Annotated in this window: 19 protein-coding genes and 1 riboswitch; of the genes, 3 read left to right on the forward strand and 16 right to left on the reverse strand. The window is 65.1% G+C overall.

Going from position 1 to position 25,708, the window contains the following annotated elements; genetic code table 11:
• Positions 1-26: 26 nt before the first annotated feature.
• From proB to NIBR502772_RS15190, 6 genes are all read right to left on the reverse strand, one after another.
• On the reverse strand, positions 27-1,175 hold the full coding sequence (gene proB / locus NIBR502772_RS15165; protein WP_141140824.1) for a glutamate 5-kinase: 1,149 nt from the start codon (positions 1,173-1,175) through the stop codon (positions 27-29).
• A 10-nt stretch (positions 1,176-1,185) separates the two neighbouring features.
• The gene (gene obgE, locus NIBR502772_RS15170) at positions 1,186-2,775 is read right to left on the reverse strand and encodes a GTPase ObgE (protein ID WP_141140825.1); all 1,590 of its coding nucleotides are present in this window, start codon (positions 2,773-2,775) and stop codon (positions 1,186-1,188) included.
• 116 nt (positions 2,776-2,891) lie between these two features.
• The gene (gene rpmA, locus NIBR502772_RS15175) at positions 2,892-3,155 is read right to left on the reverse strand and encodes a 50S ribosomal protein L27 (protein WP_056340543.1); all 264 of its coding nucleotides are present in this window, start codon (positions 3,153-3,155) and stop codon (positions 2,892-2,894) included.
• 61 nt (positions 3,156-3,216) lie between these two features.
• Positions 3,217-3,525, reverse strand: coding sequence for a 50S ribosomal protein L21 (rplU, locus tag NIBR502772_RS15180; protein ID WP_018773353.1), 309 nt, complete (start codon positions 3,523-3,525; stop codon positions 3,217-3,219).
• Between the two features lie 272 nt (positions 3,526-3,797).
• Positions 3,798-5,396 carry a bifunctional hydroxymethylpyrimidine kinase/phosphomethylpyrimidine kinase gene (gene thiD, locus NIBR502772_RS15185; protein ID WP_168223555.1) on the reverse strand — a complete coding sequence of 533 codons (1,599 nt, stop codon included), beginning with the start codon at positions 5,394-5,396 and terminating at the stop codon, positions 3,798-3,800.
• A riboswitch (TPP riboswitch) is annotated at positions 5,379-5,476 on the reverse strand. Its footprint overlaps the gene before it by 18 nt.
• Positions 5,477-5,578: 102 nt before the next feature.
• A complete protein-coding gene (locus tag NIBR502772_RS15190) occupies positions 5,579-8,890 on the reverse strand; it encodes an Rne/Rng family ribonuclease (protein ID WP_141140827.1) in 3,312 nt (1,103 codons plus the stop codon).
• 454 nt (positions 8,891-9,344) lie between these two features.
• Here NIBR502772_RS15190 and NIBR502772_RS15195 point away from each other — a divergent pair, with 454 nt between their 5' ends.
• A complete protein-coding gene (locus tag NIBR502772_RS15195; protein ID WP_141140828.1) occupies positions 9,345-10,019 on the forward strand; it encodes a vitamin K epoxide reductase family protein in 675 nt (224 codons plus the stop codon).
• A gap of 137 nt (positions 10,020-10,156) precedes the next feature.
• On the opposite strand, the gene ndk is transcribed toward NIBR502772_RS15195, so the two are convergent.
• The 5 genes from ndk to NIBR502772_RS15220 form a co-directional block, all read right to left on the reverse strand.
• Positions 10,157-10,576: a nucleoside-diphosphate kinase gene (gene ndk, locus NIBR502772_RS15200; protein ID WP_058932211.1), complete on the reverse strand. Its 420-nt coding sequence runs from the start codon at positions 10,574-10,576 to the stop codon at positions 10,157-10,159.
• 38 nt (positions 10,577-10,614) lie between these two features.
• Entirely contained in the window at positions 10,615-11,061 is a 447-nt protein-coding gene (locus NIBR502772_RS15205; protein WP_141140829.1) for a DUF4233 domain-containing protein, read from the reverse strand.
• A 2-nt stretch (positions 11,062-11,063) separates the two neighbouring features.
• Positions 11,064-12,422 (reverse strand): folylpolyglutamate synthase/dihydrofolate synthase family protein, encoded by a 1,359-nt coding sequence (locus NIBR502772_RS15210; protein WP_141140830.1) that lies wholly within the window; start codon positions 12,420-12,422, stop codon positions 11,064-11,066.
• Positions 12,423-12,425: 3 nt separating this feature from the next.
• Entirely contained in the window at positions 12,426-15,764 is a 3,339-nt protein-coding gene (gene ileS, locus NIBR502772_RS15215) for an isoleucine--tRNA ligase (RefSeq protein WP_141140831.1), read from the reverse strand.
• 399 nt (positions 15,765-16,163) lie between these two features.
• Positions 16,164-17,216 carry a glycerophosphodiester phosphodiesterase gene (locus NIBR502772_RS15220; protein WP_083510487.1) on the reverse strand — a complete coding sequence of 351 codons (1,053 nt, stop codon included), beginning with the start codon at positions 17,214-17,216 and terminating at the stop codon, positions 16,164-16,166.
• Positions 17,217-17,430: 214 nt separating this feature from the next.
• Between NIBR502772_RS15220 and NIBR502772_RS15225 the strand changes: the two genes are divergently transcribed.
• Positions 17,431-18,438, forward strand: a complete 1,008-nt coding sequence (locus NIBR502772_RS15225; RefSeq protein WP_141140832.1) for an endonuclease/exonuclease/phosphatase family protein — start codon at positions 17,431-17,433, stop codon at positions 18,436-18,438.
• Here the strand turns inward: NIBR502772_RS15225 and NIBR502772_RS15230 are convergent.
• Positions 18,435-19,193, reverse strand: coding sequence for an SDR family oxidoreductase (locus tag NIBR502772_RS15230; protein WP_141140833.1), 759 nt, complete (start codon positions 19,191-19,193; stop codon positions 18,435-18,437). The two genes, NIBR502772_RS15225 and NIBR502772_RS15230, sit on opposite strands and share 4 nt — an antisense overlap.
• Before the next feature lie 82 nt (positions 19,194-19,275).
• On the opposite strand from NIBR502772_RS15230, the gene valS reads away from it, so the two are divergent.
• Complete coding sequence (gene valS / locus NIBR502772_RS15235; RefSeq protein WP_141140834.1) at positions 19,276-21,894, forward strand: valine--tRNA ligase; 2,619 nt, start codon at positions 19,276-19,278, stop codon at positions 21,892-21,894.
• Between the two features lie 314 nt (positions 21,895-22,208).
• On the opposite strand, the gene NIBR502772_RS15240 is transcribed toward valS, so the two are convergent.
• From NIBR502772_RS15240 to NIBR502772_RS15255, 4 genes are all read right to left on the reverse strand, one after another.
• Positions 22,209-22,823 carry a DsbA family protein gene (locus tag NIBR502772_RS15240; RefSeq protein ID WP_141140835.1) on the reverse strand — a complete coding sequence of 205 codons (615 nt, stop codon included), beginning with the start codon at positions 22,821-22,823 and terminating at the stop codon, positions 22,209-22,211.
• A gap of 68 nt (positions 22,824-22,891) precedes the next feature.
• On the reverse strand, positions 22,892-24,172 hold the full coding sequence (gene clpX / locus NIBR502772_RS15245) for an ATP-dependent Clp protease ATP-binding subunit ClpX (protein WP_056340575.1): 1,281 nt from the start codon (positions 24,170-24,172) through the stop codon (positions 22,892-22,894).
• Positions 24,173-24,351: 179 nt separating this feature from the next.
• A complete protein-coding gene (locus NIBR502772_RS15250; RefSeq protein WP_141140836.1) occupies positions 24,352-25,011 on the reverse strand; it encodes an ATP-dependent Clp protease proteolytic subunit in 660 nt (219 codons plus the stop codon).
• 37 nt (positions 25,012-25,048) lie between these two features.
• Positions 25,049-25,672 carry an ATP-dependent Clp protease proteolytic subunit gene (locus NIBR502772_RS15255; RefSeq protein ID WP_056340581.1) on the reverse strand — a complete coding sequence of 208 codons (624 nt, stop codon included), beginning with the start codon at positions 25,670-25,672 and terminating at the stop codon, positions 25,049-25,051.
• Between the last annotated feature and the right edge of the window lie 36 nt (positions 25,673-25,708).

The raw sequence follows: 25,708 nt of genomic DNA on the forward strand, positions 1-25,708 counted from the left end.
CCTTCAAGTCTAGGCGAGCGGACCGCTCAGACCAGAACCAGGTCGTCGATATGGACAACCTCACGGTCAAATCCGCGGCCCAGGGACTCGCCCAGTTCCTGTGTGGAGCGGCCCAGCATCTGGGGAAGCTCTTCGGAAGAGTAATTAACCAAACCGCGCGCGATGACGGTACCGTCGCCGGCCACCATCTCGACGGCGTCGCCGGCTTCAAAGGTGCCGTCCACCGACGAAATTCCGGCGGGGAGCAGCGAATAGCGATTGTCCCGCACAGCATGCACGGCGCCGTCGTCAAGAAAGAGCCGGCCCTGGACATGCGCCAGGTGGGCGAGCCACATCATCCGCACAGACTTCCGGCCGCTGTTGACGGTGAACCAGGTCCCTACGTCCTCACCGGACAGTGCGGCTGCTGCGTTGGCGGTGGAGGTGACCAGCGCCGGTATGCCGGAATCGGCGGCCATGATGGCAGCCTCGACTTTAGTCTGCATGCCGCCGGTGCCTACGCCTGCCTTGCCCGGCTTCCCGATGGTCACTGCCTCAAGATCTTCGGGGCCGTCCACCTGGGAGATGCGCTTGGCGCCCTTGGCGGGCGGGCCGTCGTATATCGAGTCGACGTCGGACAGCAGCAACAGGGCGTCGGCGCGGACCAGATGGGCCACGAGCGCCGAGAGCCTGTCGTTGTCGCCGAAACGGATCTTGTGCGTAGCGACGGTGTCGTTTTCGTTGACCACCGGCACCACGCCGAGGTTGAGGAGGCGGTTCAATGCACGGAAAGCGTTGGCGTGGTGGCTGCGACGCATGAGGTCATCTGCGGTCAGCAGCACCTGGCTGACGGTGACTCCATGGGCGCCGAACGCGTGCGTGTAGCGCGCCATGAGCAGGCCCTGGCCCACGCTGGCGGCGGCCTGCTGGGTCGCGAGGTCACGCGGGCGCTTCACCAGCCCGAGGGGCGCAAGGCCTGCGGAAATGGCTCCCGAGGAAACCAGGATAATTTCCGTGCCGGCGTTATGTTTGGCGGCCAAGACATCTGAGAGGGCGGTCAGGGACTCTTCCGAGATGCCGCCCTTGATGCTGGTCAGCGACGACGACCCTACTTTGACAACGATCCGGCGGGCCCGGGCGAGCACACTGCGGTCGTCTTTGGGTTCCTCGATAATTACTGCGGAATTTTCGGTCATTTCAGCGGCCTCACTCGTCATCTTCAACGCCCAGTCCACTCTCAGTGACCGGCTTGGCAGCGCGGCGGCCGCTGACCGATTCGGTCCAGATCCCGGCCTTGCGCTCGGCCTCGAGCTCGGCGCGGGCGGCAGCCTTGGCATCCTTGCGTTCCTGCTGCTCGTCACGCTTCTGGCCACGTGTGGGGCGGTCGCCGACGTCCGCGAAACGGATATCCGTGCCACGCGGTGATGCGAGCATTTCGGCTCCGGCGCTCATGGTGGGCTCCCAGTCGAAGACAACGCCGTCATCTTCGCCAATCACGACTGCGTCGCCCGGCTTGGCGCCCTGCTTGAACAGTTCGTTTTCGACGCCGAGCTTGGCCAGGCGGTCAGCGAGGTAGCCGATGGCTTCCTCGTTGGTGAAGTCGGTCTGCTTGACCCAGCGGATAGGCTTATCGCCCAGGACGCGGAAGAGCGGCTCGAGGTTCTTTTCCTCGCGGCGGATCTTGAAGCCGGCTTCGTTGACGGCGCGGGGCCGCAGGATGGGCGGCTGGACCTTGGGCGGGGCGGCCGCGAGGGCGGCACGGGCGGCCTGCACGATTTCCGCCATGGCGAAGCCCAGCTGGCGGAGACCCTCGTGACTGGTGGCCGAGATCTCGAAGACCCGGTAGCCGCGTGATTCGAGTTCCGGGCGTACAAATTCAGCCATGTCCTTGCCGTCCGGAAGGTCCACCTTGTTCAAGGCGACCAGGCGCGGACGGTGGTTCAGCGGAACCACTTCGCCGTCGGCACCCGCGAAGCTCATGTCTACGGAGTACTTTTCCAGCTCGGCCTCGATGATGGCCAGGTCTGCCAACGGGTCACGGTCCGATTCCAGCGTGCCGCAGTCCAGTACATGCACCAGGGCGGCGCAACGCTCCACGTGGCGCAGGAAGTGGTGGCCAAGGCCCTTACCTTCGCTGGCACCCTCGATAAGGCCCGGAACGTCTGCAATGGTGAAGCGGACGTCGCCGGACTGGACAACACCCAGGTTCGGGATCAGCGTGGTGAAGGGGTAGTCGGCGATCTTGGGCCGCGCAGCGGACATGGCCGCGATCAGGCTGGATTTGCCGGCAGAGGGGAAACCCACCAGCGCGATATCCGCGATGGACTTCAGTTCCAGCACAATGTCACGGGCGTCACCCTCGATGCCCAGCAGGGCGAAGCCCGGGGCACGGCGCTTCTGCGAGGACAGCGAAGCGTTACCCAGGCCGCCCTGGCCGCCGGCGGCCGCCACGTATTCTGCTCCTTCGCCGACCAGGTCCGCCAGGACGGTGCCGTCCTTGGATTTGACCACGGTGCCGTCGGGCACGGGCAGGATGAGGGTCTCGCCATTCTTGCCGCCGCGCCAGTCGCCCATCCCGGACCCGCCGTTGGTGGCGTGGCGGTGCGGGGAGTGGTGGTAGTCGAGCAAGGTAGTGGTCTGGTGGTCAACGCGCAGGATGACGTTGCCGCCGTCGCCGCCGTTACCGCCGTCGGGTCCGCCCAGTGGGATGAACTTCTCCCGGTGGACGGAGACACAGCCGTGGCCGCCGGTACCGCCGGATACGTGCAGTACTACCCGGTCTACAAAGCTCGCCACGTGGATCTCCTCAGTGCTGTTTCCTGGACGCCCAAGGGCGCCAAGACGATTGTAATGCGGTTAAAAGAATAGTGGAGCGGACCAAATGGCCCGCTCCACCGTTTCAGAACTATTTGTTACTCTGCAGCTGCAGCAGCAACGATGTTGACTACGCGGCGACCGCGGCGGGTGCCGAACTGGACGGCTCCCGGGGCCAGTGCGAACAGTGTGTCGTCGCCGCCACGTCCAACGCCGGCGCCCGGGTGGAAGTGGGTGCCACGCTGGCGAACGATGATCTCGCCTGCGGAAACTACCTGGCCGCCGAAGCGCTTGACGCCGAGGTACTGGGCGTTGGAGTCACGACCGTTGCGAGTGGAACTCGCGCCTTTTTTATGTGCCATTTGAAATGCCTGCCTTTAAATTCTGGGGAATCTGCTGAAGAACCTGAACAGTAACGAAGAGTTACTTGATACCCGTGATCTTGACCTTGGTCAATTCCTGACGGTGACCCTGGCGCTTCTTGTAACCGGTCTTGTTCTTGAACTTCTGGATGACGATCTTCGGACCACGGAGGTCTTCGAGGATCTCAGCCGTAACCGTTACCTTGGCCAGGTCCGCAGCAGCAGAGGTGACTTTGTCACCGTCTACCAGGAGCAGTGCGGGCAACTCAAAGGTGCTGCCGGCTCCACCGGGGACGCGGTTCAGGGTAACGAAGTCTCCAACGGAAACCTTCTCTTGGCGGCCGCCTGCGCGGACAATCGCGTACACCACTTGGGAACTCACTTCTCTCGACGTTTATTACTAAATTTGCGTGCTGAACCCTGTTCCATAATTGGCTGGGTTCTCGCTGTGCCTCAACGCCGTGGGGTCGTAACCCAAGTGTTGGCGTAAGCACCGAAGATCTAGAATACGCTAATTTTGCCTTCGGCCGCAAATGAGGCTGGTTACGGCAGGTTGTCTGTGATAGGACCCACAAGCAGGTACTGCACTGACAATCCAAAACCGTGCCTGACTATCGTACAGGCCGCACGGGCCCCAGCCGGTCAGGAATGAATTCGCGGCGCGTCGAAGAAATCCACCTCGAACCGGCACGACTGCCTGAAAGCCACCAGCATCGCCGCCCGTTCACCCGTGGAAGCACTCCGGCCGGCGTCGTCAGCCAAGGCGATGGCGTCACGCGTGGCCTGGGCGAAATCCTCGTCAGCATAGGCCCGCAGCCAGTCGGCATAAGGATGTGCTGCCGGTGCACCCGCAGCCAGGAACTCCGCGTGCAGAGTCTGTCCCACTTCGGCATACAGCCAGAAGCACGGCAGTACCGCCGCCACGAGGACCGCGTAGCTGCCGGAGGCAGAGGCCGCCAGCAGGTGGTCCACGTAGGACTTGGTGACAGGTCCGAGGACGGAGTCCACTGTCCTGGTGCTTAGCCACGTGCGGTGCAGTTCGGACTCGACCTCAAGGCATTGCTGGGCCGACTTTGCCCAGAACAACTGGGCGGCTTCCGTGGGCGCCAGCGCACTGGCCCGGGCAAGAACCCGCGAATAGCCGTTGAGGTAGATGGCGTCCTGGGCGAGGTAATAGGCGAACTGTTCCTCAGCCAATGTGCCGGCCGCCAGGTCGCGGATGAAATCCAGCCCGTAGATGGCTGCAAGATCCGGCTCCGACGCCCGCCGCAGCGTCTCTGCGAATTCGCCGGCTGCCGGAACCTGTTGCATGTGGTGGAAGTGGTTGATGGGGCCGTTGCCCGCGCCCACCTCAAGTTGGTCAGCGGCCTGCAGCGCGCCCACCAGCCAGGGCTTCACTTTCCGCAATGAGGCTTCCCAATCCCCCAGCCGCGCCTGAGCCGTGGCCATGGCCGCTGACAGCGAGCAGCCGGTGCCATGGCTGTTGCGCGTGGGGATCCTGTCCCCGCTCACTTCCACCACCTCCCGGGCGAGCAGCCCGGCAGCGTTGACCAGGGCATCCGGGCACGCACCGCCGTCGAGATGGCCGCCCTTGACCAGGACGGTGGCACCGGTCGCGGCGGACAACCGCTGCCCCTGCCCGAGCGCGTCGTGCCATTGCCTCGCCTGCGGCTCCCCCACCAGGATGGCCAGTTCCGCCAGGTTGGGGGTGATCAGGTCCGCGAGCGGGAGCATCTCCCGCAGGGCCGCCTCGGCAGACTCCTGCAGCAGCCGGTCGCCGCTCGTGGCCACCATCACCGGATCAAGAACGACGACGGCGGGACGCACCTTTTCCAGCCAGTCGCGGACCACGCCTATCACCGCAGCGTCGCCCAGCATGCCGATCTTGACCGCGTCGATGGTGATGTCATCGCTGATGGCATCGAGCTGCTGGCCCAGGAAGGACGCCGGCGGGACGTGAACCGCCTGGACCCCCTGGGTGTTTTGGACCGTCAGCGCGGTGATCGCCGCCATGCCGTAGCCGCCAAGGGCTGCAATGCTTTTGAGGTCGGCCTGGACGCCCGCGCCCCCTGAAGGGTCCGATCCGGCAATGGACAGCACCCGCGGGACGTCACGCAGCACCCGGACCGCAGAAGATCGGCCTGGTCCGGGCTGGACCTCAGCCCGGGTTGCTGGGGTCTCCGGCAGGGTCGCCGCGGGTGTTGCAGGAGGAAGGACAGAAGTTGAAGCCAAAGGAGACATCCCTTCGCCGGTGCTAACCGGACAGGTTCAACGGGTGTGGATCTCAGCCGGCTCTCTGCGCGGCACCCCGTGTCAGTCACCAGCCTAGCGTTCCTCGCGACTTAACGCCGGACGCCCGGACGCAGCCTGTGAATCACAGGCTGCGTCCGGGCGCCGTTGTATTGGCTTGCCCTGCTGCTTGGTCAGAGCTCCGAGGCCGGAACCCCTACGCCCAGGATGATGGGCGCGTTGGCGGCAACCGGCTTGTCGGCCACAGGAGCCTTGACGGGCTCCGGTGCCTTGGCGGCGTGGGTGTGTCCGGCGGCAGCCGCCGGAACGGCTTCGTGATGCTCTACGGACGTGGCGTTGGCTGCGCCCTGGGCACGGCTGGCACTCCGGTTCCGCCGGGGACGGCGGGCGCGGGGCTCCTCGGTGTGGTCGGAGTAATCCCTCTCCGCCGCGGCTGGCTGCTGCTGGCGGGCAGGTTCGGCCGCCCGGCTTTCAGTTGCATGAACTGCCGGCAGCGTGCTTTCCGCTACAGGAGCCGGCTCACCAAGGTGGGCGAAGGCCTCCGCGAGGCGGTCAAGTGTCAGGGCAGGTGCGTGCGGCTGGTCATCGTGGTGCGCAACGAACGGAAGCACCACCTGCTCGCCGCCGAATGTCAGCACTGCGGCCGGGCGGCCGCTGGAGTCCGTTTCGGACTGCCCAACCGGAGCCGGCACTGGAGCCGCAGGCTGCCGGCCCGCGGCAGCTGATGCGTGCGCCACCTCGTCGTCATGCAGATGCGCAGCGTGGGCTGCGGCCGCAATGTTCGCAAGCGCCGCCCGCGTGGCCTCCGCCTTCGCATGGCGCTCGGCATCGCTGGCCTCCGGGTGGACCGTGTGGATCTGCACCGGAGCTGCCGGTGCTGTTTCCAGCGGCTGGCCACTCCGTCCGCGGCGGCGCTTCCGGTCAGTGCGGCCACCCGGCTGGCTGTCCGGGCGCTGGCTGTCAGTCCGCACGCTGTCAGTGCGCTGGGCTTCCGGGCGGCTGTCTACCCGCTGCACGTGGTGCTCCGCGGCTACCGTGTTGGCGCGGCGGTGTTCCACGGGGTCGTCGTGGGTGACAATTCCGCGGCCTGCACAGGTTTCACACTGCTCGCCGAAGACTTCCAGGAGCCCGGTGCCCATGCGCTTGCGCGTCATCTGCACGAGGCCCAGCGAGGTCACTTCGGCCACCTGGTGCTTGGTCCGGTCGCGGCCCAGGCATTCCACCATGCGGCGCAGGACAAGGTCGCGGTTGGATTCGAGGACCATATCGATGAAGTCGATGACGATGATGCCGCCGATGTCGCGGAGCCGGAGCTGCCGGACCACTTCTTCAGCTGCCTCGAGGTTGTTCTTGGTGACGGTTTCCTCGAGGTTGCCGCCGCTGCCGGTGAACTTGCCGGTATTGACGTCCACCACGGTCATGGCTTCGGTGCGGTCAATGACCAGCGAGCCGCCCGAAGGCAGGAAGACCTTGCGTTCCAGGGCCTTGTGGATCTGCTCATCGATCCGCCACGCAGCGAAGATGTCCTGGTCCTTGGTCCACTTTTCCAAGCGGCCCACGAGGTCCGGGGCCACATAGGTGACGTAAGCCTCGATGGTGTCCCAGGCCTCTTCACCGGAGACGATCAGCTTGGAGAAGTCCTCGTTGAAGACATCACGGACCACCTTGATGGTGAGGTCAGGTTCGCCGTAGAGCAGCTCCGGCGCGAGGATCTTGGTGGACGTGGACTGGCTTTCGATGCCCTCCCACTGCGCGCGCAGCCGGTTGATGTCGTGTGTGAGCTCCTCTTCCGAGGCGCCTTCGGCAGCGGTGCGGACGATGACGCCGGCGTGCTCCGGGAGGCGGTCCTTGAGGATGCGCTTGAGGCGGTTTCGCTCGACGTCGGGCAGTTTGCGGGAGATTCCGGTCATGGAGCCGCCAGGCACATAGACCAGGTAGCGGCCGGGCAGCGAGATCTGGCTGGTCAGGCGTGCACCCTTGTGGCCCACGGGATCCTTGGTGACCTGGACCAGGACGGTGTCGCCGGACTTGAGCGCGTTTTCGATCCGGCGCTGCTTGCCTTCGAGGTTAACTGCCTCCCAGTTCACTTCACCGGCGTACAGGACGGCGTTGCGGCCGCGTCCGATGTCAACAAACGCCGCTTCCATGGACGGCAGGACGTTCTGCACCTTGCCGAGGTAGACGTTGCCGATCAGGGAGTCCTGCTGGGTCTTGGAAACAAAGTGCTCGGCCAGGACGCCGTCTTCGAGGACGCCGATCTGGATTCTGTCGTCGCGCTGGCGGACGATCATCTGCCGGTCAACTGATTCGCGGCGGGCCAGGAACTCGGCCTCGGTGATGACCGTGCGGCGGCGGCCCGTGTCGCGGGATTCGCGGCGGCGCTGCTTCTTGGCTTCGAGGCGCGTGGAACCCTTGACTGAGGTGACGCGGTTGTTGACCGGCGCTTCGGTCGCGGCGCGCGGCGCGCGGACACGGGTCACCGTGTTGGGCGGGTCGTCGCCTTCGCCGCCGGTCAGTTCCAGATCCTGGTCGCCACGGCGGCGGCGGCGGCGACGGCGGGACGTCACGCCCTCATCGGCCTGCCCGGCGGACTCCTCATCGGTTTCTTCGGCTGCGCCTTCGTCGCCTTCGGTTTCCCCGTCAGCATCGCTTTCGCCTGTGCGGCTGCGGCCACGGCGGCCACGGCTGCGGCGCCTGCGGCGGCCGTTGGCGTCGTCCGCTTCGCCGTCTTCGGCGTCGTCCTCTTCCGGCTCTTCAACCGCGGCAGCAACCGGCGCGGGGCGGACCACGGTGCTGAGGTCGGGGGCCTGGAAAAGCACCGACGTGGTGGACGCCGGCTCAAGGAAGAGTGAACTGAACGGGCTGGCAGTCTCAGCAGCAGCCGGCTCTTCAAGCGGCGCGGCGGCAGCATTGACCGGGGCAACGGCGGCAGCATTGACGGGGGCGACGGCGGCTGCTGCGGGCTCGGCGGCCTCCGCAGCGGCGACTTCCTCTGCTTCGGGGGCCAGCGTTGCTGCAGTTGCAGGGGCTGCCTGCTCTGGAGCGGCCTGTTCCACGGCCGCGGGTGCGATGTCGGGGGCAGAGGTTTTGCGCGTGGCCACGCGGCGGCGGCGGACAGGCTTGGTCTCCGCTGCAGCCTCGGGGGCTGCGGCTCCGGCCTCAGGTTCGACGGCGGGCTCTACGACGGTCTCGGTAACAACGGCGGCAGGTGCCTCCAGAACCTCAGCAGCGAAGGCCGGCAACGGTTCGGCGGTCTCGACCTTCTTACGTGCGCGGGTGCGGCGGACCGGCGCCTTAGGCTCCGGTGCGGCGTCCGTCGCAGGCTCAGCCTCGGCCGCCTCCTTTACCGGTGCGGAATCTGCTACCGGTGCGGAATCTGCGGCCTTCGGCACTGCCTTCCGGCGTGTCCGGGTGGCCTTCTTGGGCGCTTCCGTGGCCTCGGCGACGGCTTCATCATTAACGGCTGGTGTTTGTTCGTTTTCCATATGTGGCAACACTCCTGCCCCTGGCGTACCGCCACATCCGGCACCCATTGGGGCACATATTGTCAAAACCCGCAGGCGTTGACAGAAGTCAAGTGGATACTCCCAGGTTCGCACCGGCAGAGGGGTGCGGCAGCCCGTGGGAGCCGTCGGCTGTGTCCTGAAACCCGTTGTTCTACACGCCACAACCAGGTGCCGACCAATGGAATTGCGGGAAGCCGGATCAGAGAATCCGAAGCCTGCCCTGCTCATCATTGGCGGTCTTGAAACAAGCCACCGGACCGGAGTCCGAATGTGGGTCGGCCTCCAGCCATGTTCATTCTCTCACACCCGGGCTGAAAGGCGGCGGAACCACGGGCAACGGATCGGTACATGAGTGCGCTGACTGAATGCTGCTTGCAGCCACCGGCGTTACAATCGGGGCAAGGAGCACCCGAAGCAAAGGACGCCACACACCATGCCCAGCATTTCCTCCCACGGCACCGACACGCCGGCTGCCTCCCCTCCTGCGGAGCCGTTAGCCGCCACGCCCGGGAGCGTGCCGCCGATGGCACGCAACCGGCCCTTCGGGTGGCTATTGGTCATCACCGGCGCCATCGGCTGGCTGGCCTCCGGAGCGCTGGTCCTGGAAAAGCTCGCTGTCCTCGAGGATCCGAATCACGTAACGGCCTGCGACGTTAATCCGTGGATCTCCTGCGGCCAGGTTATGCAGACGTGGCAGAGCTCGGCGTTCGGGTTCCCTAACATGTTCATTGGCATCGTGGCGTTCGCCGTCATCATCACAGTGGGCATGGCCCTGCTCTCCGGCGCCACGTTCGCACGCTGGTACTGGGCAGGACTCCAGGCCGGCGTCACGCTCGGCTTCGCGTTTGTGGTGTGGCTCTGGTCCCAGGCCCTCTACGACATCCACATCCTGTGCCCGTTCTGCATGATTGTCTGGGCCGCGATGATCCCGCTCTTCGTCTGGGTAACCATCCGAAACGTCGTCCACGGCATCATCCCCGTCCCCTCAGGTGCAGCACGCGTGCTGGGCGAATCAGGCTGGATCATCACGGCGTTGCTGTACGTGGCAGTCATCGCCAGCATCTTCTTCGCGTTCATCCAGGTGTTTGCCGGAACCTCAGGCTTCTAACGCGGACCCCGCACAAACGCACAAAGGCGCCAACGGACAAGCGCGAACGGACACTTGAGGCCCCGGTTTCCCGGGGCCTCAAGTGTCCGTTCGCGCTGTGGACTCAAATGTCCGTTCGCGCAGTTCGCGGGTGGACTTTAGTCCTGGAACCAGATCTTGATTTCGCGCTCGGCCGAGTCCACGGAGTCAGAGCCGTGGACCAGGTTCTGCTGGACCTTCAGGCCCCAGTCGCGGCCGAAGTCGCCACGGATGGTGCCGGGAGCCGCAGTGGTGGGATCCGTAGTGCCGGCCAGGGACCGGAAGCCTTCAATGACGCGGTGGCCTTCGAAGATCGCGGCCACCACCGGTCCGCTGAGCATGAATTCAACGAGGGGCTCGTAGAACGGCTTGCCCACGTGTTCTTCGTAGTGCTGCTCCAGCAGTTCCCGGCTGGCGTCAACCTTCTTCAGTTCGGCGAGGGTGTAGCCTTTGGCCTCAATGCGGCCCAGGATGGCGCCGCTGAGGTTGCGGGCAACGCCGTCGGGCTTGATCAGTACCAGGGTGCGCTCAATGGTCATAGCTGCTCCAATGCGTAATGGGTGGTTTCGGGACAATTCTACGAGGCTTCCGGGGTGTCCCCGTGCGACGCGTTCCACTCGGCCTGGTCGCGTTCGCGCTTTGCGGCTTCGGAGTCGATCCGGATGCCGGTGCGGATCCCATACCACCAGGCCAGGCCGAACAGCCCGCCCACAAGGAACATCATGGGCTCAACGATGCCCGTCAGGATCAGCACAATCTGCAGGATCCAGCCCAGTCCCACGCCCCAGGGCTTGGATAGCACCGCGCAGGCCAGGATCATCACCACGCTCAGTGCGATGCCGATGCCCAGGATCAGCGCCGGCGGAAACTCGCCGCGCCTAAGTCCAAAGACGGCCAGCGTTGCGAAAAAGACCACAAACGCTTCAAGCAGCAGGACGGTGGAGGCAAACATCACCTTGGTGGACCGGCGCTTCTTGGGCATTCCCGGGCGCCACTCGCGCTGCGCTTTGGTCAGCTTCGCCACGGCTAGGCCTCCGTCTTTCCGAGCAGGATCCGGGCTTCCGCCACCAGGGTGATGGACCCCGTCACCAGCACGCCGCCGGAGAGGTCGTCGCTGGCTTCGGCGCGTTCCACGGCCCATTCGAGGGCGTCGTCGAGCTTCTCAGCAATGTGGATGTTGTCTTCGCCGAAGCCCATTTCCACCGCCAGTTCAGCAAGTTCGGCCGCGGGCACTGCCCGCGGCGAGTTGGACTGGGTAAAGCAGTATTCCTGGGCGATCCCGCCCAGGGACTCCTTGAGCTGGCGCAGGATCTCTTCGGCGTCCTTCTCCTTCAGGACTCCCACTACCGGCACCAGCCGGGTGAAGGTGAAGGCCTCCTGGATGGCCTCGGCCGAGACCCGGATGCCGTCCGGGTTGTGGGCCGCGTCAACAATGATGGTGGGCGCCGTCCGGACAACCTCAAGGCGGCCGGGGGACGTGACGGATGCGAAGGCCTCCTGGAGCACCTCGGCGTCAAGTTCCTTCTCGCCGCCGAAGAAGGCCTCAAGGGCTGCCACGGCCACTGCCGCGTTCTGGGCCTGGTGCGCGCCGTGCAGCGGCAGCAGCAGTTCCGGGTACCGGCCGGCGATGCCCTGGATGCTCACCACCTGGCCGCCCACGGCGACCGTCCGGGATTCAACGCCGAACTCCACACCTTCAAACCGGAAAGGGACTGCCACTTCCTTGGCCTTTTCGAGCAGCACCTGCGCAGCATCAACGGGCTGCGAGGCACTGATGAGGTAACCGCCGGGCTTGATGATGCCGGCCTTCTCATAGGCAATGTCCTCGGTGGTGTCGCCCAGCAGGTCGGTGTGGTCCAGCGAGATGGGGGTAACCACCGAAACCAGGCCGTCGCCCACGTTGGTGGCATCGGTGATGCCGCCCAGGCCCACCTCGATCACGGCCACGTTGACGGGCTGGTCCGCGAAGATCGCGAAGCCCAGGATGGTCAGGCACTCGAAGTACGTGAGCCGGGGCTCCCCCGCTGCTGTGAGTTCGTCGTCGACGATCTGCAGGTACGGGCGGATCTCGTCCCAGATCCGGACGAACGTTTCGTCAGAAACGGGGTGGCCGTCGATGCTGATCCGCTCGGTGACCTTGGACAGGTGCGGGCTGGTGTAGCGGCCGGTACTCAGGCCGTGCGCGCGCAGCCCGGCCTCGATCATCCGTGCCGTGGAGGTCTTGCCGTTGGTGCCGGTCACATGGATGATCGGGAATGCCTTGTTGGGCTCCCCCAGCACGTCCATCGCCCGGAACAGCGGCGCGAGACGCGGCTCCATCTTGTTTTCCGGCGCACGCCCCAGCAGCTCGGCGTAGACACTTTCCACGGAGAATTCGTCAGTCATGGCTCAGGCCTCTGCTTTTTCGACGGTGATGCGTGGTTCGCCTGACTCGGCCGGAACTGTGGCCAGCTCCAGGGTCAGCGTTTCGGTCTTGACTAGCTCGGCGTTGGCCAGTAGGGCATCGAGCACTGCGGGAACGGCCGTAACGGTGGTCCGGATCCGGTCGCTCACGTTCAGTCCGGCGTCCTTGCGTGCCTGCTGGATGGCGCGGACCATGTCGCGTGCAGTGCCTTCGGCCTCAAGTTCGGGCGTGACCTCGGTGTTCAGGACCACAAAGCCGCCGCCCGGCAGCACAGCTACTGAAGCGGATCCGCCGTCGGATTCTGCCACCACCGTCTCCAGCGTGTACTCCTGGGATTCCAGCTCCAAGCCTCCGGCGATGACCGCTCCGGCGTCGGAAACCGACCAGTCGCCGGACTTGGCGCCCTTGATGGCCTGCTGGACGTTCTTGCCCAGGCGCGGTCCCGCGGCGCGTGCGTTGACCACAAGCTTCTGCTCGATGCCGAACTCCTCCGGGGAGGCGCTCTCGGCGTCCAGCAGGCGCACGGAGCGCAGGTTCAGTTCATCGGCGACGACGGCGGCGAAGCCTCCCAGCGCATCCGCGCCGGGTGCCACAACGGTCAGTTCCTGCAGCGGCAGCCGCACGCGCAGGTTGGCGGCCTTCCGCAGCGAGGATCCGGTGGAGCAGATCTGCTGCACGCGGTCCATCGCTTCCACCAGCGACGCGTCGGACGGGAACAGGTCCGCGTCCGGCCAGTCGGCCAGGTGCACGGAGCGTCCGCCGGTGAGGCCGCGCCAGATCTCCTCGGAGACCAACGGCAGCAGCGACGCGGCCACGCGGGACACGGTCTCCAGCGCGGTGTACAGCGCGTCGAACGCGTCAGCGCTCTCGTCAAAGAAGCGCTGGCGGCTGCGGCGGACGTACCAGTTCGTGAGCATGTCCAGGTAGCTGCGCAGTTCATCGCACGCACCGGAGATGTCGTAGCTGTCCAGCTGGGCGGTCATGTTGCGGACCAGGTCACCGGTGTTCGCCAGCAGGTACTGGTCCAGGGTGTCGGCGTACCCGTCGTAGCGGAGCTTCGCGTCGTAACCCTTCGCTTGCCCTCCAACTACGTTGGAAGCGTTCGTGTACAGCGTGAAGAAGCTGTACACGTTCCACAGCGGCAGGATGACCTGGCGGACGCCGTCGCGGATTCCCTGTTCGGTGACCACCAGGTTGCCGCCGCGCAGGATGGGGCTGGACATCAGGAACCAGCGCATGGCGTCGGATCCGTCACGGTCCAGGACCTCGGAGACGTCCGGGTAGTTGCGCAGGCTCTTGGACATCTTCTGCCCGTCCGAGCCCAGCACAATGCCGTGGCTGATGACGTTCCGGAACGCCGGACGGTCAAACAGCGCAGTGGACAGGATGTGCAGCATGTAGAACCAGCCACGGGTCTGGCCGATGTACTCCACGATGAAGTCCGCGGGGTTGTGCGTGTCGAACCAGGCTTCGTTCTGGAACGGGTAATGCACCTGGCCGTAGGGCATGGAACCGGAGTCGAACCAGACGTCCAGGACGTCCTCGACGCGGCGCATCACCGATTGGCCCTCTGCGGGGGTCCGGGGATCGTCCGGGTTGGGTCGGGTCAGTTCATCGATGAACGGGCGGTGCAGGTCAACCTCGCCGGCCTTGTTCAGCGGCAGGCGGCCGAAATCGGCCTCGATCTCGGCCAGGGAGCCGTAGACGTCGGTGCGCGGGAATTCCGGGTCGCTGGACTGCCACACCGGGATGGGGCTGCCCCAGTAGCGGTTGCGGCTGATGGACCAGTCGCGGGCGTTGGCGAGCCACTTGCCGAACTGGCCGTCCTTGACGTTGCCGGGGATCCAGTTGATGTCCTGGTTCAGTTCGGACATGCGGTCCTTGAACTTGGTGACCTCGACGTACCAGGAGGACACCGCGCGGTAGATCAGGGGGTTGCGGCAGCGCCAGCAGTGCGGGTAGCTGTGCTCGTAGCTGGCCTGGCGGACCAGCCGGCCCTGGGCGCGCAGCACCTGGGTGATGGGCTTGTTCGCCTCGAAGACCTGGAGGCCCGCGATGTCATGCAGGTCGCCGTGCTTGAACAGGGGAAGGAATTTGGCACCTTCGTCCACGGACAGGACCACCGGGATGCCGGCCTCTTCACAGACCTTCTGGTCGTCTTCACCATAAGCGGGCGCCTGGTGGACGATGCCAGTGCCGTCGGTGGTGGTGACGTAGTCGGCCACGAGGAAGCGCCAGGCGTTCTGCGTCCCGTACTTTTCGTCGTCGCTGAAGTCGTTCCACAGCGGCTGGTACGCCAGGCCCTCAAGGTCGGCGCCGGTGTGGGTTGACGTCACCGCAGCCTCGGCGGAGTCCGCGTCCTCATAGCCCAGGTCCTTGGCGTACGCGGCCAGCAGGTCCGCGGCCAGGAGGAAACTGCCGGAGACGGGCGCGTCCGGCGAAGCGGCCTTGACGCCGTTAGGTCCGGCGGGGAGCACGGCGTAGGTGATGGAAGGCCCGACGGCGAGCGCCAGGTTGGTGGGCAGCGTCCAGGGCGTGGTGGTCCAGGCGAGCGCCTGGACGCCGGCGAGCTGCTTCGACAGCGCCGACTCCCCTGCCGTGACCGGGAACGTCACCGTGACAGTCTGGTCCTGGCGGTTCTTGTAGACGTCGTCGTCCATGCGGAGCTCATGGTTGGACAGCGGCGTCTCGTCCTTCCAGCAATACGGCAGCACACGGTAGCCGTTGTACGTCAGGCCTTTTTCGTGCAGCTGCTTGAACGCCCACAGGACCGATTCCATGTATTCGACGTTGAGCGTCTTGTAATCGTTGTCGAAGTCCACCCAGCGGGCCTGGCGGGTGACGTAGCTCTTCCACTCATCGGCGTACTTCATCACGGAGGCACGGCAGGCGTCGTTGAACTTATCGATGCCCATGGCCTCGATCTGGGTCTTGTCCGTCATGCCCAGTTGCTTCATGGCTTCCAGTTCAGCCGGCAGTCCGTGGGTGTCCCAGCCGAAGCGGCGTTCAACGCGGCGGCCGCGCTGTGTCTGGTAGCGGCCCACGAGGTCCTTGGCGTACCCGGTCAGGAGGTGGCCGTAGTGCGGCAGGCCGTTGGCGAAGGGAGGGCCGTCGTAGAAGACGAATTCGTTGCTGCCGGGCTGCCCGCCGGGGGCGTCGGCGCTTCGCTGGTCGATGCTGGCCTGGAAAGTGCCGTCCTGGTCCCAGTACTTCAGGATGCGCTCTTCGATCTCCGGGAACTTCACGGAGGCGGAGACACCGGCGGCAGCGCCGCTCGAAACTGCAGCCGAAGGGGAAGCTGAGGCTTTGGGGTAATACGTCATTCTCGACATCCTGGGTTGAGCTGGTGAACCACTCAGCCGTTGCTGGATGGTTCCGTTCAGGATGCGAGGACGGCTCGTATGCTGTCCTGGGACTGCACGCTTACCGCGGTACCACCTCACTTACCGGCACTCCACCATGCTCCGGGGGAAGCTTGTTGGTGCGCCGGCCGCTCATTACTGCTGTGACGGGCTTACCCGTCCGGTTCTACCGGCCCTGGCGCGTGCTGATCCTTGCGCCGGGGCGTTCTTCCGGAAGCTCACCGGTGATGGCCGGGTCAAAGCTGATACGACGATGTTACCGGAGAAGTCACTGCGTTTCACTGCACGCTGCCTTGAAAGCACAGCGCGGTCCGCCGTGCAGCGAAACGCAGTGACGGCGGCTGGGCGCCCGGGCCGGTACTAGAAGCCGCGGGGCAGTTTCATCCCGGCAGCGGCCATGACATCGCGGAGCCGGTCCGGGTAGTCGGTAATGATCCCGTCAACGCCGGTGTCGATCAGCGCCCGCATGGTGGGCTGGTCATCGACGGTCCAAGGGATGACCTGCATCCCGGCAGCGTGCGCACGTTCCACCATGTCCGCGGTGACGTAGGGGACGTAGCCCGGATCGGTCACTTTGCCGTTCTGCGGGGTGCCGTGCACGGGAGAGACGGCGTCAAAGCCGAGGGAGGACGCTGCAGCGATGAGGTCGCCGCCAAAGTCGTCGGCGTCAATCCCGCCAAGCCACGGCGAGCTGCCCGGCTGCCCGGCCTGGAGGAAGTCCTTGTTGGTCAGGGCCACGGTGCGGATCTGCGGGTCGCGCTGCTGGACGAGGCGCAGGGAGCCCCAGTCGAAGCTCTGGATGGAGACGCGGCTCTGCATCTGGGCGGCGTTGATTTCCCGGAGGGCGACGTCGATGAACTGCTCGCGGGGGGCGGTTTCCGCAGGAGCGCCGGCCTCGACCTTCGTTTCAATGTTGAACTTCACCTGGCTGGCGCGGTGGGCGTCGGCGAGCTCAAAAACCTCGGCCAGAGTCGGCATCTTGGCGCCGGGAGACGCAGTCTGGCCCGGGAACTGCGGCTGGGTGAGCGAACCGCAGTCCAGGCTTCGGACCTGTTCGAAGGTCAGGTCCTTGACGTACTTGCCCACATAGGGGAACTGCGGATCGTTCGGCGTGACCGGCGCGGTATCCAGGCACTTCTTGTTGCTGATCTTGCGGTCGTGCGTGATGACTTCGCGGCCGTCCTTGGTGATCTGGAGGTCAAGTTCCAGGGTGGACACGCCGGTCTCGAGGCCCTTGGCGAAAGACGCCAGGGTGGATTCGACGGTCAGGCCGAGTCCGCCGCGGTGGGCCTGTAGATCAAAATGGTTGTCCGTGCCGTTGGGGTTCGTGTCAGCGGCTTGGGCCTGGACCGAAGTCGTGAGGAGCAGGGCTGCGCTGAGTACGGCAGCGCCAAGCTTCATCGGGGTGCGCATAGGAAGGAATCTCCACTCTGGTGGTGTGCAGTTTGCGCCTGCTACAGTGCCGTCCTGCGGCCAACGCCAGGCCACAGCGGGCCGGCCGGAGTGAGACTGGACGGTAAACGTTGGGCTCCATTGCAAAGCCGATCCAATCAACGGGCGACGCCAGGGCGGCGACTCTTTAGACTCGTGCCATGACAGTCTCCCGGGCGATTTGTTCCGGTCCCTGATGGGCCATCGTGCACACCACGGCTGGCTGTGGTCTGCTGGCCTGGTTGCGGCACCTGTTGTGGTGGTGTCCTGGTTCCGCGCCGTCCCGGCGCCGTGGCCGCCGCTTGTGGTACAGGTAGTGGCTTTTACGCCGTGGCTGGCATTCATCGCCGCGGCCGCGGTGTTGCTGGCACTGCCCAGCCGGCGTGCCTGGGCTATCCTGCCAGCGGCAATCCTGCTGATCGCACAGCTTATCTGGTTGTTCCCGCCGGAAGTGTTCCTGGCCCGGCAGGGAGGGCACCCCCAGGTCCGGGGGCCGGATGCTCCGGCCCCGGCGAAGCTGACTGTCATGAACCTCAATGCCCGGCTCGGAGGTGCTGATAGCGCCGCCATCGTCCGGCTGGTCCGGGACCACCATGTTGACCTGCTGACCGTCCAGGAGCACAGCCTGGAGTTGGAGAAGCGGCTGGCGCGGGCGGACCTGGGCAGCGTGCTTCCCCACAGCGTGTCCCATCCCCGGAATGGAGCGGCCGGCAGCGCCGTCTACTCGTCATTCCGGCTCAAGGAGGTGGGACGGGTCCCTGACACAGCGTTCAGCATGCCCGTTGTCCGGCTTGAGACCAGTGACCCGGGCGCCGGCGCCGGCCTGACGGTCATCAATGTGCACACGCACTCGCCCGTGGACATTGCCGTTCATCAATGGCGAAGCGACCTTACTGCTGTGGCCCGGGCAGCCAGCGGAGCCGGTCCTACGCTTCTGGCGGGCGATTTCAACGCGACATATGACCACTGGGAATTCCGCGCGATGCTGGAGGGGGCCGGCGGCCGGAAACTGGTGGATGTTGCAACCGCGTTGGGCAGCCGGCTCATCCCTACCTGGCCGATGCGGGATTACAGCCTTCCCGGCGTGACTCTGGACCATTTGGTGACCAGCCCGGACGTTTCAAGTTCGGGTTACTCGGTCCACCCGGTCAAAGGTACCGACCACGCTGCAGTGATCGCCACCCTGGAGATCCAGCTTCCCTAACGCTTGCGGATCAGCTTGTGGGTGGCCGCCTGCGCAACGGGCCGGATCACGATCTGGTCCAGGTTGACATGGTGCGGCGCGCTGACGGCGTAGCGCACCACGTCGGCGACGTCGGCCGCGGTCAGGGGCTTCTCCACGCCCTCGTAAACCTTCTCCGCGGCGTCCTGGTCACCAAAGCGGTTGAGCGCGAACTCTTCGGTGCGGACAAGGCCCGGGGCTACCTCGATGACTCGGATGTTGTGTTCCGCCTCTTCCAGCCGGAGGGCACCGGTCAGTGCGTGCTGGGCAAACTTGGCGGCGTTGTAGCCGCCGCCGCCCTCGTAGGCCACCAGTCCGGCGGTCGACGTCAGGTTCAGGACAGTTCCTTCGCCGGTGGCACGGAGCATCGGCAGGAACGCCCGGGTGAGCTTCACGGTGCCGAGGACGTTGACCCGGAACATCCACTCCCAGTCCTCGGTGTTGGCCTCGCCCACCAGGTCAGCACCCCGGGCCCCGCCGGCGATGTTGATGAGCGTCCCCACGCCGCCGGCTTCGGTGACGCGGGCAAGGAGCCGGGCGACGTCGTCGTCCTCGGTGATGTCAGCAGGAATTCCGACGGCGCCTGTTTCAGCTTCCAGCGCGGCCAGCCGTTCGGCGCGGCGCGCCACAGCGAATACCGTCCAGCCTTCCGCCCGCAATGCCCGCACGGTTGCCTCGCCGATGCCGGTGCTGGCGCCGGTTACTACTGCTGCCTTGTTCAGTGAATCTTCAGTCATGGCACCACCCTAACGGCCCCGGCCGGTGGCATGCTTGGAGCGATGTCGCCGGATGAAGTCCTGGCCATGAAACAATTGCCAGATGGCTGAAGACACTCAGGGTACAGACACGCCCTCCACCGCCCCTATCAACGTTCCGGACAAGCCCGCCCTTGAGGGGCTCGAAGCTGCCCTCACACAGCGCTGGCTTGCCGAAGGGACCTACAAGTTCAACCCGGACACCACCCGGGAACAGGTCTACTCGATCGACACTCCCCCACCCACGGCGTCCGGCTCCCTGCACGTGGGGCACATGTTCTCCTTCACGCAGACGGACGTGCTGGCCCGCTACCAGCGCATGATCGGCAAGAACGTGTTCTACCCGATGGGTTGGGATGACAACGGCCTGCCCACCGAGCGCCGCGTCCAGAACTACTACGGCGTGCGCTGCGATCCGGCCATCCCGTACGACGCCGGCTACCGCGCTCCGGCCGAGCCCGCCAAGAACCAGCGCGATTTCGACGTCGTCTCGCGCCGGAACTTCATCGAGCTGTGTGAAGAACTTGCCGTGGAGGATGAGAAGGTCTTCGAAAGCCTGTTCCAGCAGCTCGGTCTTTCCGTGGACTGGCAACTGACGTACCGGACCATCGATGACGCCTCGCGCGAAGTCTCCCAGCGCGCCTTCCTGGCCAACCTGGCAGCCGGCGACGCGTACATGGCCGAAGCGCCAACCCTCTGGGACATCACCTTCCGCACGGCCGTGGCCCAGGCGGAACTCGAAGACCGCGAAGTTGCCGGCGCGTACTACCGCTACCCGTTCTTCACCGAAGACGGCGAAAAGATCTATGTTGAGACCACCCGTCCCGAACTGCTGGCAGCCTGCGCCGCCCTCGTTGCAAACCCCGACGACGAGCGGTACCAGCCGCTGTTCGGCAAGATGGTCACGTCCCCGGTCTTCGGTGTTGAGGTTGAGGTCAAGGCCCACGCGCTGGCCAAGGCGGACAAGGGCTCCGGCATCGCCATGGTGTGCACGTTCGGTGACCTCACCGACGTCACCTGGTGGCGGGAACTCCAGCTGCCCACCCGTGCCATCGTTGGCCGGGACGGCCGCATCGTCGGCGAAACCCCGGACTGGATCACCACCGATGCAGGGCGCACCGCGTACGAAGCCATTGCCGGCAAGACCGTCTTCAGCGCCAAGGAAACAGTGGTGGAGTTCCTGGCCGCCGAAGATCTGATCGACGGCGAACCGAAGAAGATCATGCACCCGGTGAACTTCTACGAAAAGGGCGACAAGCCCCTCGAGGTTGTCACCTCACGCCAGTGGTACTACCGCAACGGCGGCCGCGACGAAGAGCGCCGCGCCCGCCTGATCGCTCGCGGCCACGAGATCGACTTCCACCCGGCCTTTATGCGGTCCCGCTTCGAGAACTGGATCTCCGGGCTGAACGGCGACTGGCTCGTGTCCCGCCAGCGCTTCTTCGGTGTGCCCATTCCCGTCTGGTACCCGCTGGACGCCGAGGGCAACCCGCAGTACGACGCCCCGATCGTGCCCCTGGACGGGCAGCTGCCGGTCGACCCCGCGGCCGATGCCGCACCCGGTTACGACGAAGCCCAGCGCGGCGTTCCCGGTGGCTTCGCCGGCGACGCCGACATCCTGGATACGTGGGCCACGTCTTCCCTGACGCCGCAGATTGTGGGCGGCTGGAGCCGGGACGAGGACCTCTTCGCCAAGGTCTTCCCGTTTGACCTGCGCCCCCAGGGCCACGACATCATCCGCACCTGGCTGTTCTCCTCGGTTGTCCAGGCGGATGCGCTGCAGCACGCCGCGCCGTGGAAGCATGCCGCCATCTCCGGCTGGATCCTGGACCCGGACCGGAAGAAGATGTCCAAGTCCAAGGGCAACGTGGTGGTTCCCACCGATGTGCTGGACGAATTCGGCTCCGACGCCGTCCGCTACTGGGCCACCTCCGCCAAGCTCGGCGCGGATACGGCGTACGAGATCGCGCAGATGAAGATCGGCCGCCGCCTTGCCATCAAGCTGCTGAACGCCTCAAAGTTCGTCCTGAACCTGGGGGCGACGGAGAATTCCGTGGTCTCCACCGATCTCTCGGTGCTGACCAACCCGTTGGACCGCGCGGTGCTTGCCCAGCTGGCCGATGTGGTGCGCCAGTCCACCAAGGCGTTCGAGAACTACGATTACGCCCGGGCCCTGCAGATCACCGAGAGCTTCTTCTGGCAGTTCACGGACGATTACGTGGAGCTCATCAAGGACCGCGCCTACGGTGCGGCCGGCGACGCTGAGCAGGCCTCCGTGCTGGCAGCTCTCGCCACCAGCCTGGACACGCTGCTGCGCCTGTTCGCCCCGTTCCTGCCCTTCGCCACCGAAGAGGTCTGGGGCTGGTGGCGCAACGGCTCCGTACACCGTGCACAGTGGCCCACCGCAGTGGACGTGGACGGCGACACCACCCTGCTTGCCACCGTTGGCACGGCCCTGAGCGGTGTCCGCAAGGCAAAGTCCGAGGCCAAGGTCAAGCAGCGCACCGAGGTCCTCTCCGCCACCATCACGGCGTCGGAATCCCTGACCACGCAGCTGAAGGCCGGACTGGGCGACCTGAAGGCAGCCTCGAACGCCCGCGAACTGACCCTCGTGGCAGGCGACGGCGAACTGACCGTCAGCGATGTCGTGCTGGCCGCTCCGGAGGATCAGCCCAAGGCCTGACCTGTTTTTTGGGCAAAGGGGAAGCCCCATCAGCGTTTTGCCGTTGGTGGGGCTTCGACTTTTCGGCCATCCTGGTGACGTCTTTGATGGTCTGGCAGGATCCTTGGATCTTCAGGTCTTCCTACCTCGTCACTGGTAGCTTGTATCTGACTTTGCCGATGGCTGCGTCGGATACATATCACTGAATCTTTGGTTCCTGCGTCCCGCTTCTTTCGAAGTGGGTAAGAACTATTGTTGTCCCGACGGTTTGGATGCGCAAGAGCCCCGGACGAACTACATCAGAGTAGTTTGTCCGGGGCTCTCTGCTGTTTGCGTCAGTTGAATTCGGGACGTTCGCTGCGGCTGCGCTTAATCTCGAAGAAGTGCGGGTACGAGGCGAGTGTGACGGTGGCATCCCACAGCTGGCCCGCCTGCTCGCCGCGCGGGATGCGGGTCAGCACGGGGCCGAAGAAAGCAGTTCCGTTGAAGGCAACAACCGGCGTGCCGACGTCCTGGCCCACCAGCGAGATGCCCTCCTCGTGGCTGGCCCTCAGCTGGGTGTCAAAGGCGTCCGTGGCGGCAACGTCTGCCAGGCCGGCCGGGAGTCCGCACTCCGCCAGTGCCTTGCTGATGACAACGCCGTAGTCCTTCTCCCCGCCAAGGTGGATCAGTGTGCCCATGGCGTCGTAGAGCGGCTTCACCACGTGGTCGCCGTGCTGCTCCTGGGCCGCGATGATGACCCGGACCGGGCCCCACGCCTTGTCCATGAGCTCCCGGTAGCCGGCGTCGAGTTCGCGCCCCTCGTTGAGGACGGCCAGGCTCATCACATGCCACACGGTTTTGATGTCGCGGACAGCCTCAACCTCGCCGATCCAGCGTGAGGTGATCCAGGCGAAAGGGCACAGCGGATCAAACCAGAAGTCGGCCTGGTTGATGGTTGTTTCAGTCATGCGTGAGTCCTCTGTTCCTGGGCATGCGGGGGTGGAAGGCCGAAGTGTCAGGCGGGGTGGCGGACGTGTCAGGCGGACTTGCGTCGCTTGGTCACGTGCGGAATGAGGGTTGGCTCGGCCTTGCTGAGGACAACGTCGGCGGTGATGACCACGCTGGCCACGTCTTCGCGGCTGGGGAGGTCGAACATGACCGGGAGCAGCACTTCCTCCATGATGGCGCGCAGGCCACGGGCACCGGTGCCACGCTCCAGGGCCTGGTCGGCGATGGCATTGAGGGCGTCGTCATCGAAGACGAGTTCCACGCCGTCGATCTGGAACATCTTCTGGTACTGCTTGACCAGCGCGTTCTTCGGCGTGGAGAGGATCTGGATGAGGGCGTCGCGGTCCAGGCTGGAGACCGTGGTGATGACGGGGAGGCGGCCGATGAATTCCGGGATCAGACCGAACTTCAGGAGGTCCTCCGGCATAACTTCACCGTAGGAGTCCACCTTGTTGCTGGCATCGTTGAGTGGGGCGCCGAAGCCAATGCCTTTGCGTCCGGAACGCGAACCGATGATCTCTTCCAGCCCGGCAAAGGCGCCCGCCACGATAAACAGCACATTGGTGGTGTCGATCTGGATGAATTCCTGGTGGGGGTGTTTGCGTCCGCCCTGGGGCGGAACGGAGGCTACGGTTCCTTCGAGGATCTTCAGGAGGGCCTGCTGCACGCCCTCGCCGGAGACGTCCCGGGTGATAGAGGGATTCTCGCTCTTGCGCGAAATCTTGTCGATTTCGTCGATGTAGATGATGCCCTGTTCGGCCTTTTTGACGTCGTAATCCGCTGACTGGATGAGCTTGAGGAGGATGTTCTCCACGTCCTCACCCACATAGCCGGCTTCCGTGAGTGCCGTGGCGTCGGCAACAGCAAACGGAACATTCAACCGCCGCGCCAGTGTCTGGGCCAGGTAGGTTTTGCCGCAGCCGGTGGGGCCGATCAGGAGGATGTTCGACTTGGCGATTTCGACGTCGTCGTGGTGGCCACCCTCGGCGAGGCTGCCGCTCTTGGGGGCGTGGCCGGCCTGGATCCGCTTGTAGTGGTTGTAAACGGCGACGGCGAGGGAACGCTTGGCAGGTTCCTGGCCGATGACGTATTCCTGCAGGAAGTCGAAGATCTCGCGGGGCTTGGGCAGCTCGAAGCTTCCCAGATCGGCGACTTCCGCGAGCTCTTCCTCAATGATCTCGTTGCAGAGCTCAATGCATTCGTCGCAGATGTAGACACCGGGCCCGGCAATGAGCTTGCGTACCTGCTTCTGGCTCTTTCCGCAGAAAGAACACTTCAGCAGATCCGTGCTCTCGCCAATCCGAGCCATATGTGAACCCCTTTAGTATCTTGCTGCCAGGCAGCTGTGCACCGTTGCTGGAATCGTGGCGGGCCTGGGAGGACCGGCCGTGACATCTTCCACTCTAGGTCACAATTGCGTCCAAGGGTGGAAAGCGAAGGCCGGTGCGGCCACATTATGTGGGACGCACCGGCCGCCGAAGAGCCGTACTACCTGGTAATTGCCTGCGGCTTGATCTTGCGGGAATCAAGGACCTGGTCGATGAGTCCGTAATCCAGGGCGTCGGCCGCGGTCAGGATCTTGTCGCGCTCGATGTCGTTGTTGACCTGCTCTGAGGTCCGGCCCGAGTGGTGGGCCAGCGTGTCCTCGAGCCAGGAACGCATCCGCATGACTTCGGCCGCCTGGATCTCAAGGTCCGAGGCCTGGCCGCCCTGGCCGCCGGACAGTGCTGGCTGGTGGATCAGGACACGGGCGTTGGGCAATGCCAAACGCTTGCCGGGGGTGCCTGCAGCGAGCAGGACCGCGGCTGCGCTGGCTGCCTGGCCCAGGCAGACGGTCTGGATCTCGGGCCGGATGTACTGCATGGTGTCGTAGATCGCCGTCATGGCGGTGAACGAGCCACCCGGTGAGTTGATGTACAGCGTGATGTCGCGGTCCGGGTCCGTGGACTCAAGGACCAGCAGCTGGGCCATGACGTCATCAGCGGAGGCGTCATCCACCTGGACGCCGAGGAAGATGATGCGGTCCTCGAACAGCTTGGTGTAGGGGTCCTGGCGCTTGAAGCCGTAAGGCGTGCGCTCTTCGAACTGGGGAAGGACGTAGCGGCTGGTCGGAAGGTTACCGGCAGTCGATCCGAAGTTGTAAGTCATTTTTGTTGCTCCTGATCTAAGTGTTCTAAGTGCCGGGTTACTTCTCGGATGCTGACTCGCCGGAGGTGCCGTTGGCGGTGCCGCCGCCGCCGGAGACGGAACCGGCGTGGGCCGCAATCTTGTCGAAGAAGCCGTATTCGAGGGCTTCAGGCGCGGTGAACCACTTGTCGCGGTCGTTGTCCTTGAGGATGGTTTCCACGGACTGGCCGGTCTGGTCCGCGGTCAATTCGGCCATGACCTTCTTCATGTGCAGGATCAGCTCGGCCTGGATCTTAATGTCCGAGGCCGTGCCGCCGATGCCGCCGGAGGGCTGGTGCATCAGGACGCGGGCGTTGGGGGTAGCGTAGCGCTTGCCCTTGGTGCCGGAGGAGAGCAGGAACTGGCCCATGGAGGCTGCCAGGCCGGTGGCGACGGTGACGACGTCGTTCGGGATGAACTGCATGGTGTCATAGATGGCCATGCCCGCGGTCACGGAGCCGCCGGGAGAGTTGATGTAGAGGTAGATGTCCTTTTCCGGGTTCTCGGCGGACAGGAGCAGCAGCTGCGAGCAGATGGCGTTGGCGTTGTCGTCACGCACCTCGGAGCCCAGCCAGATGATGCGCTCCTTCAGGAGGCGGTTGTAGATGTAGTTGTCCTGGGCGGCCGGATCTACAGTCGCCATCCGGGGGGCCTCTGCGTGCTGTGACATGTGTACTTA

The sequence above is a fragment of the Pseudarthrobacter sp. NIBRBAC000502772 genome, assembly GCF_006517235.1.
Taxonomy (GTDB): domain Bacteria; phylum Actinomycetota; class Actinomycetes; order Actinomycetales; family Micrococcaceae; genus Arthrobacter.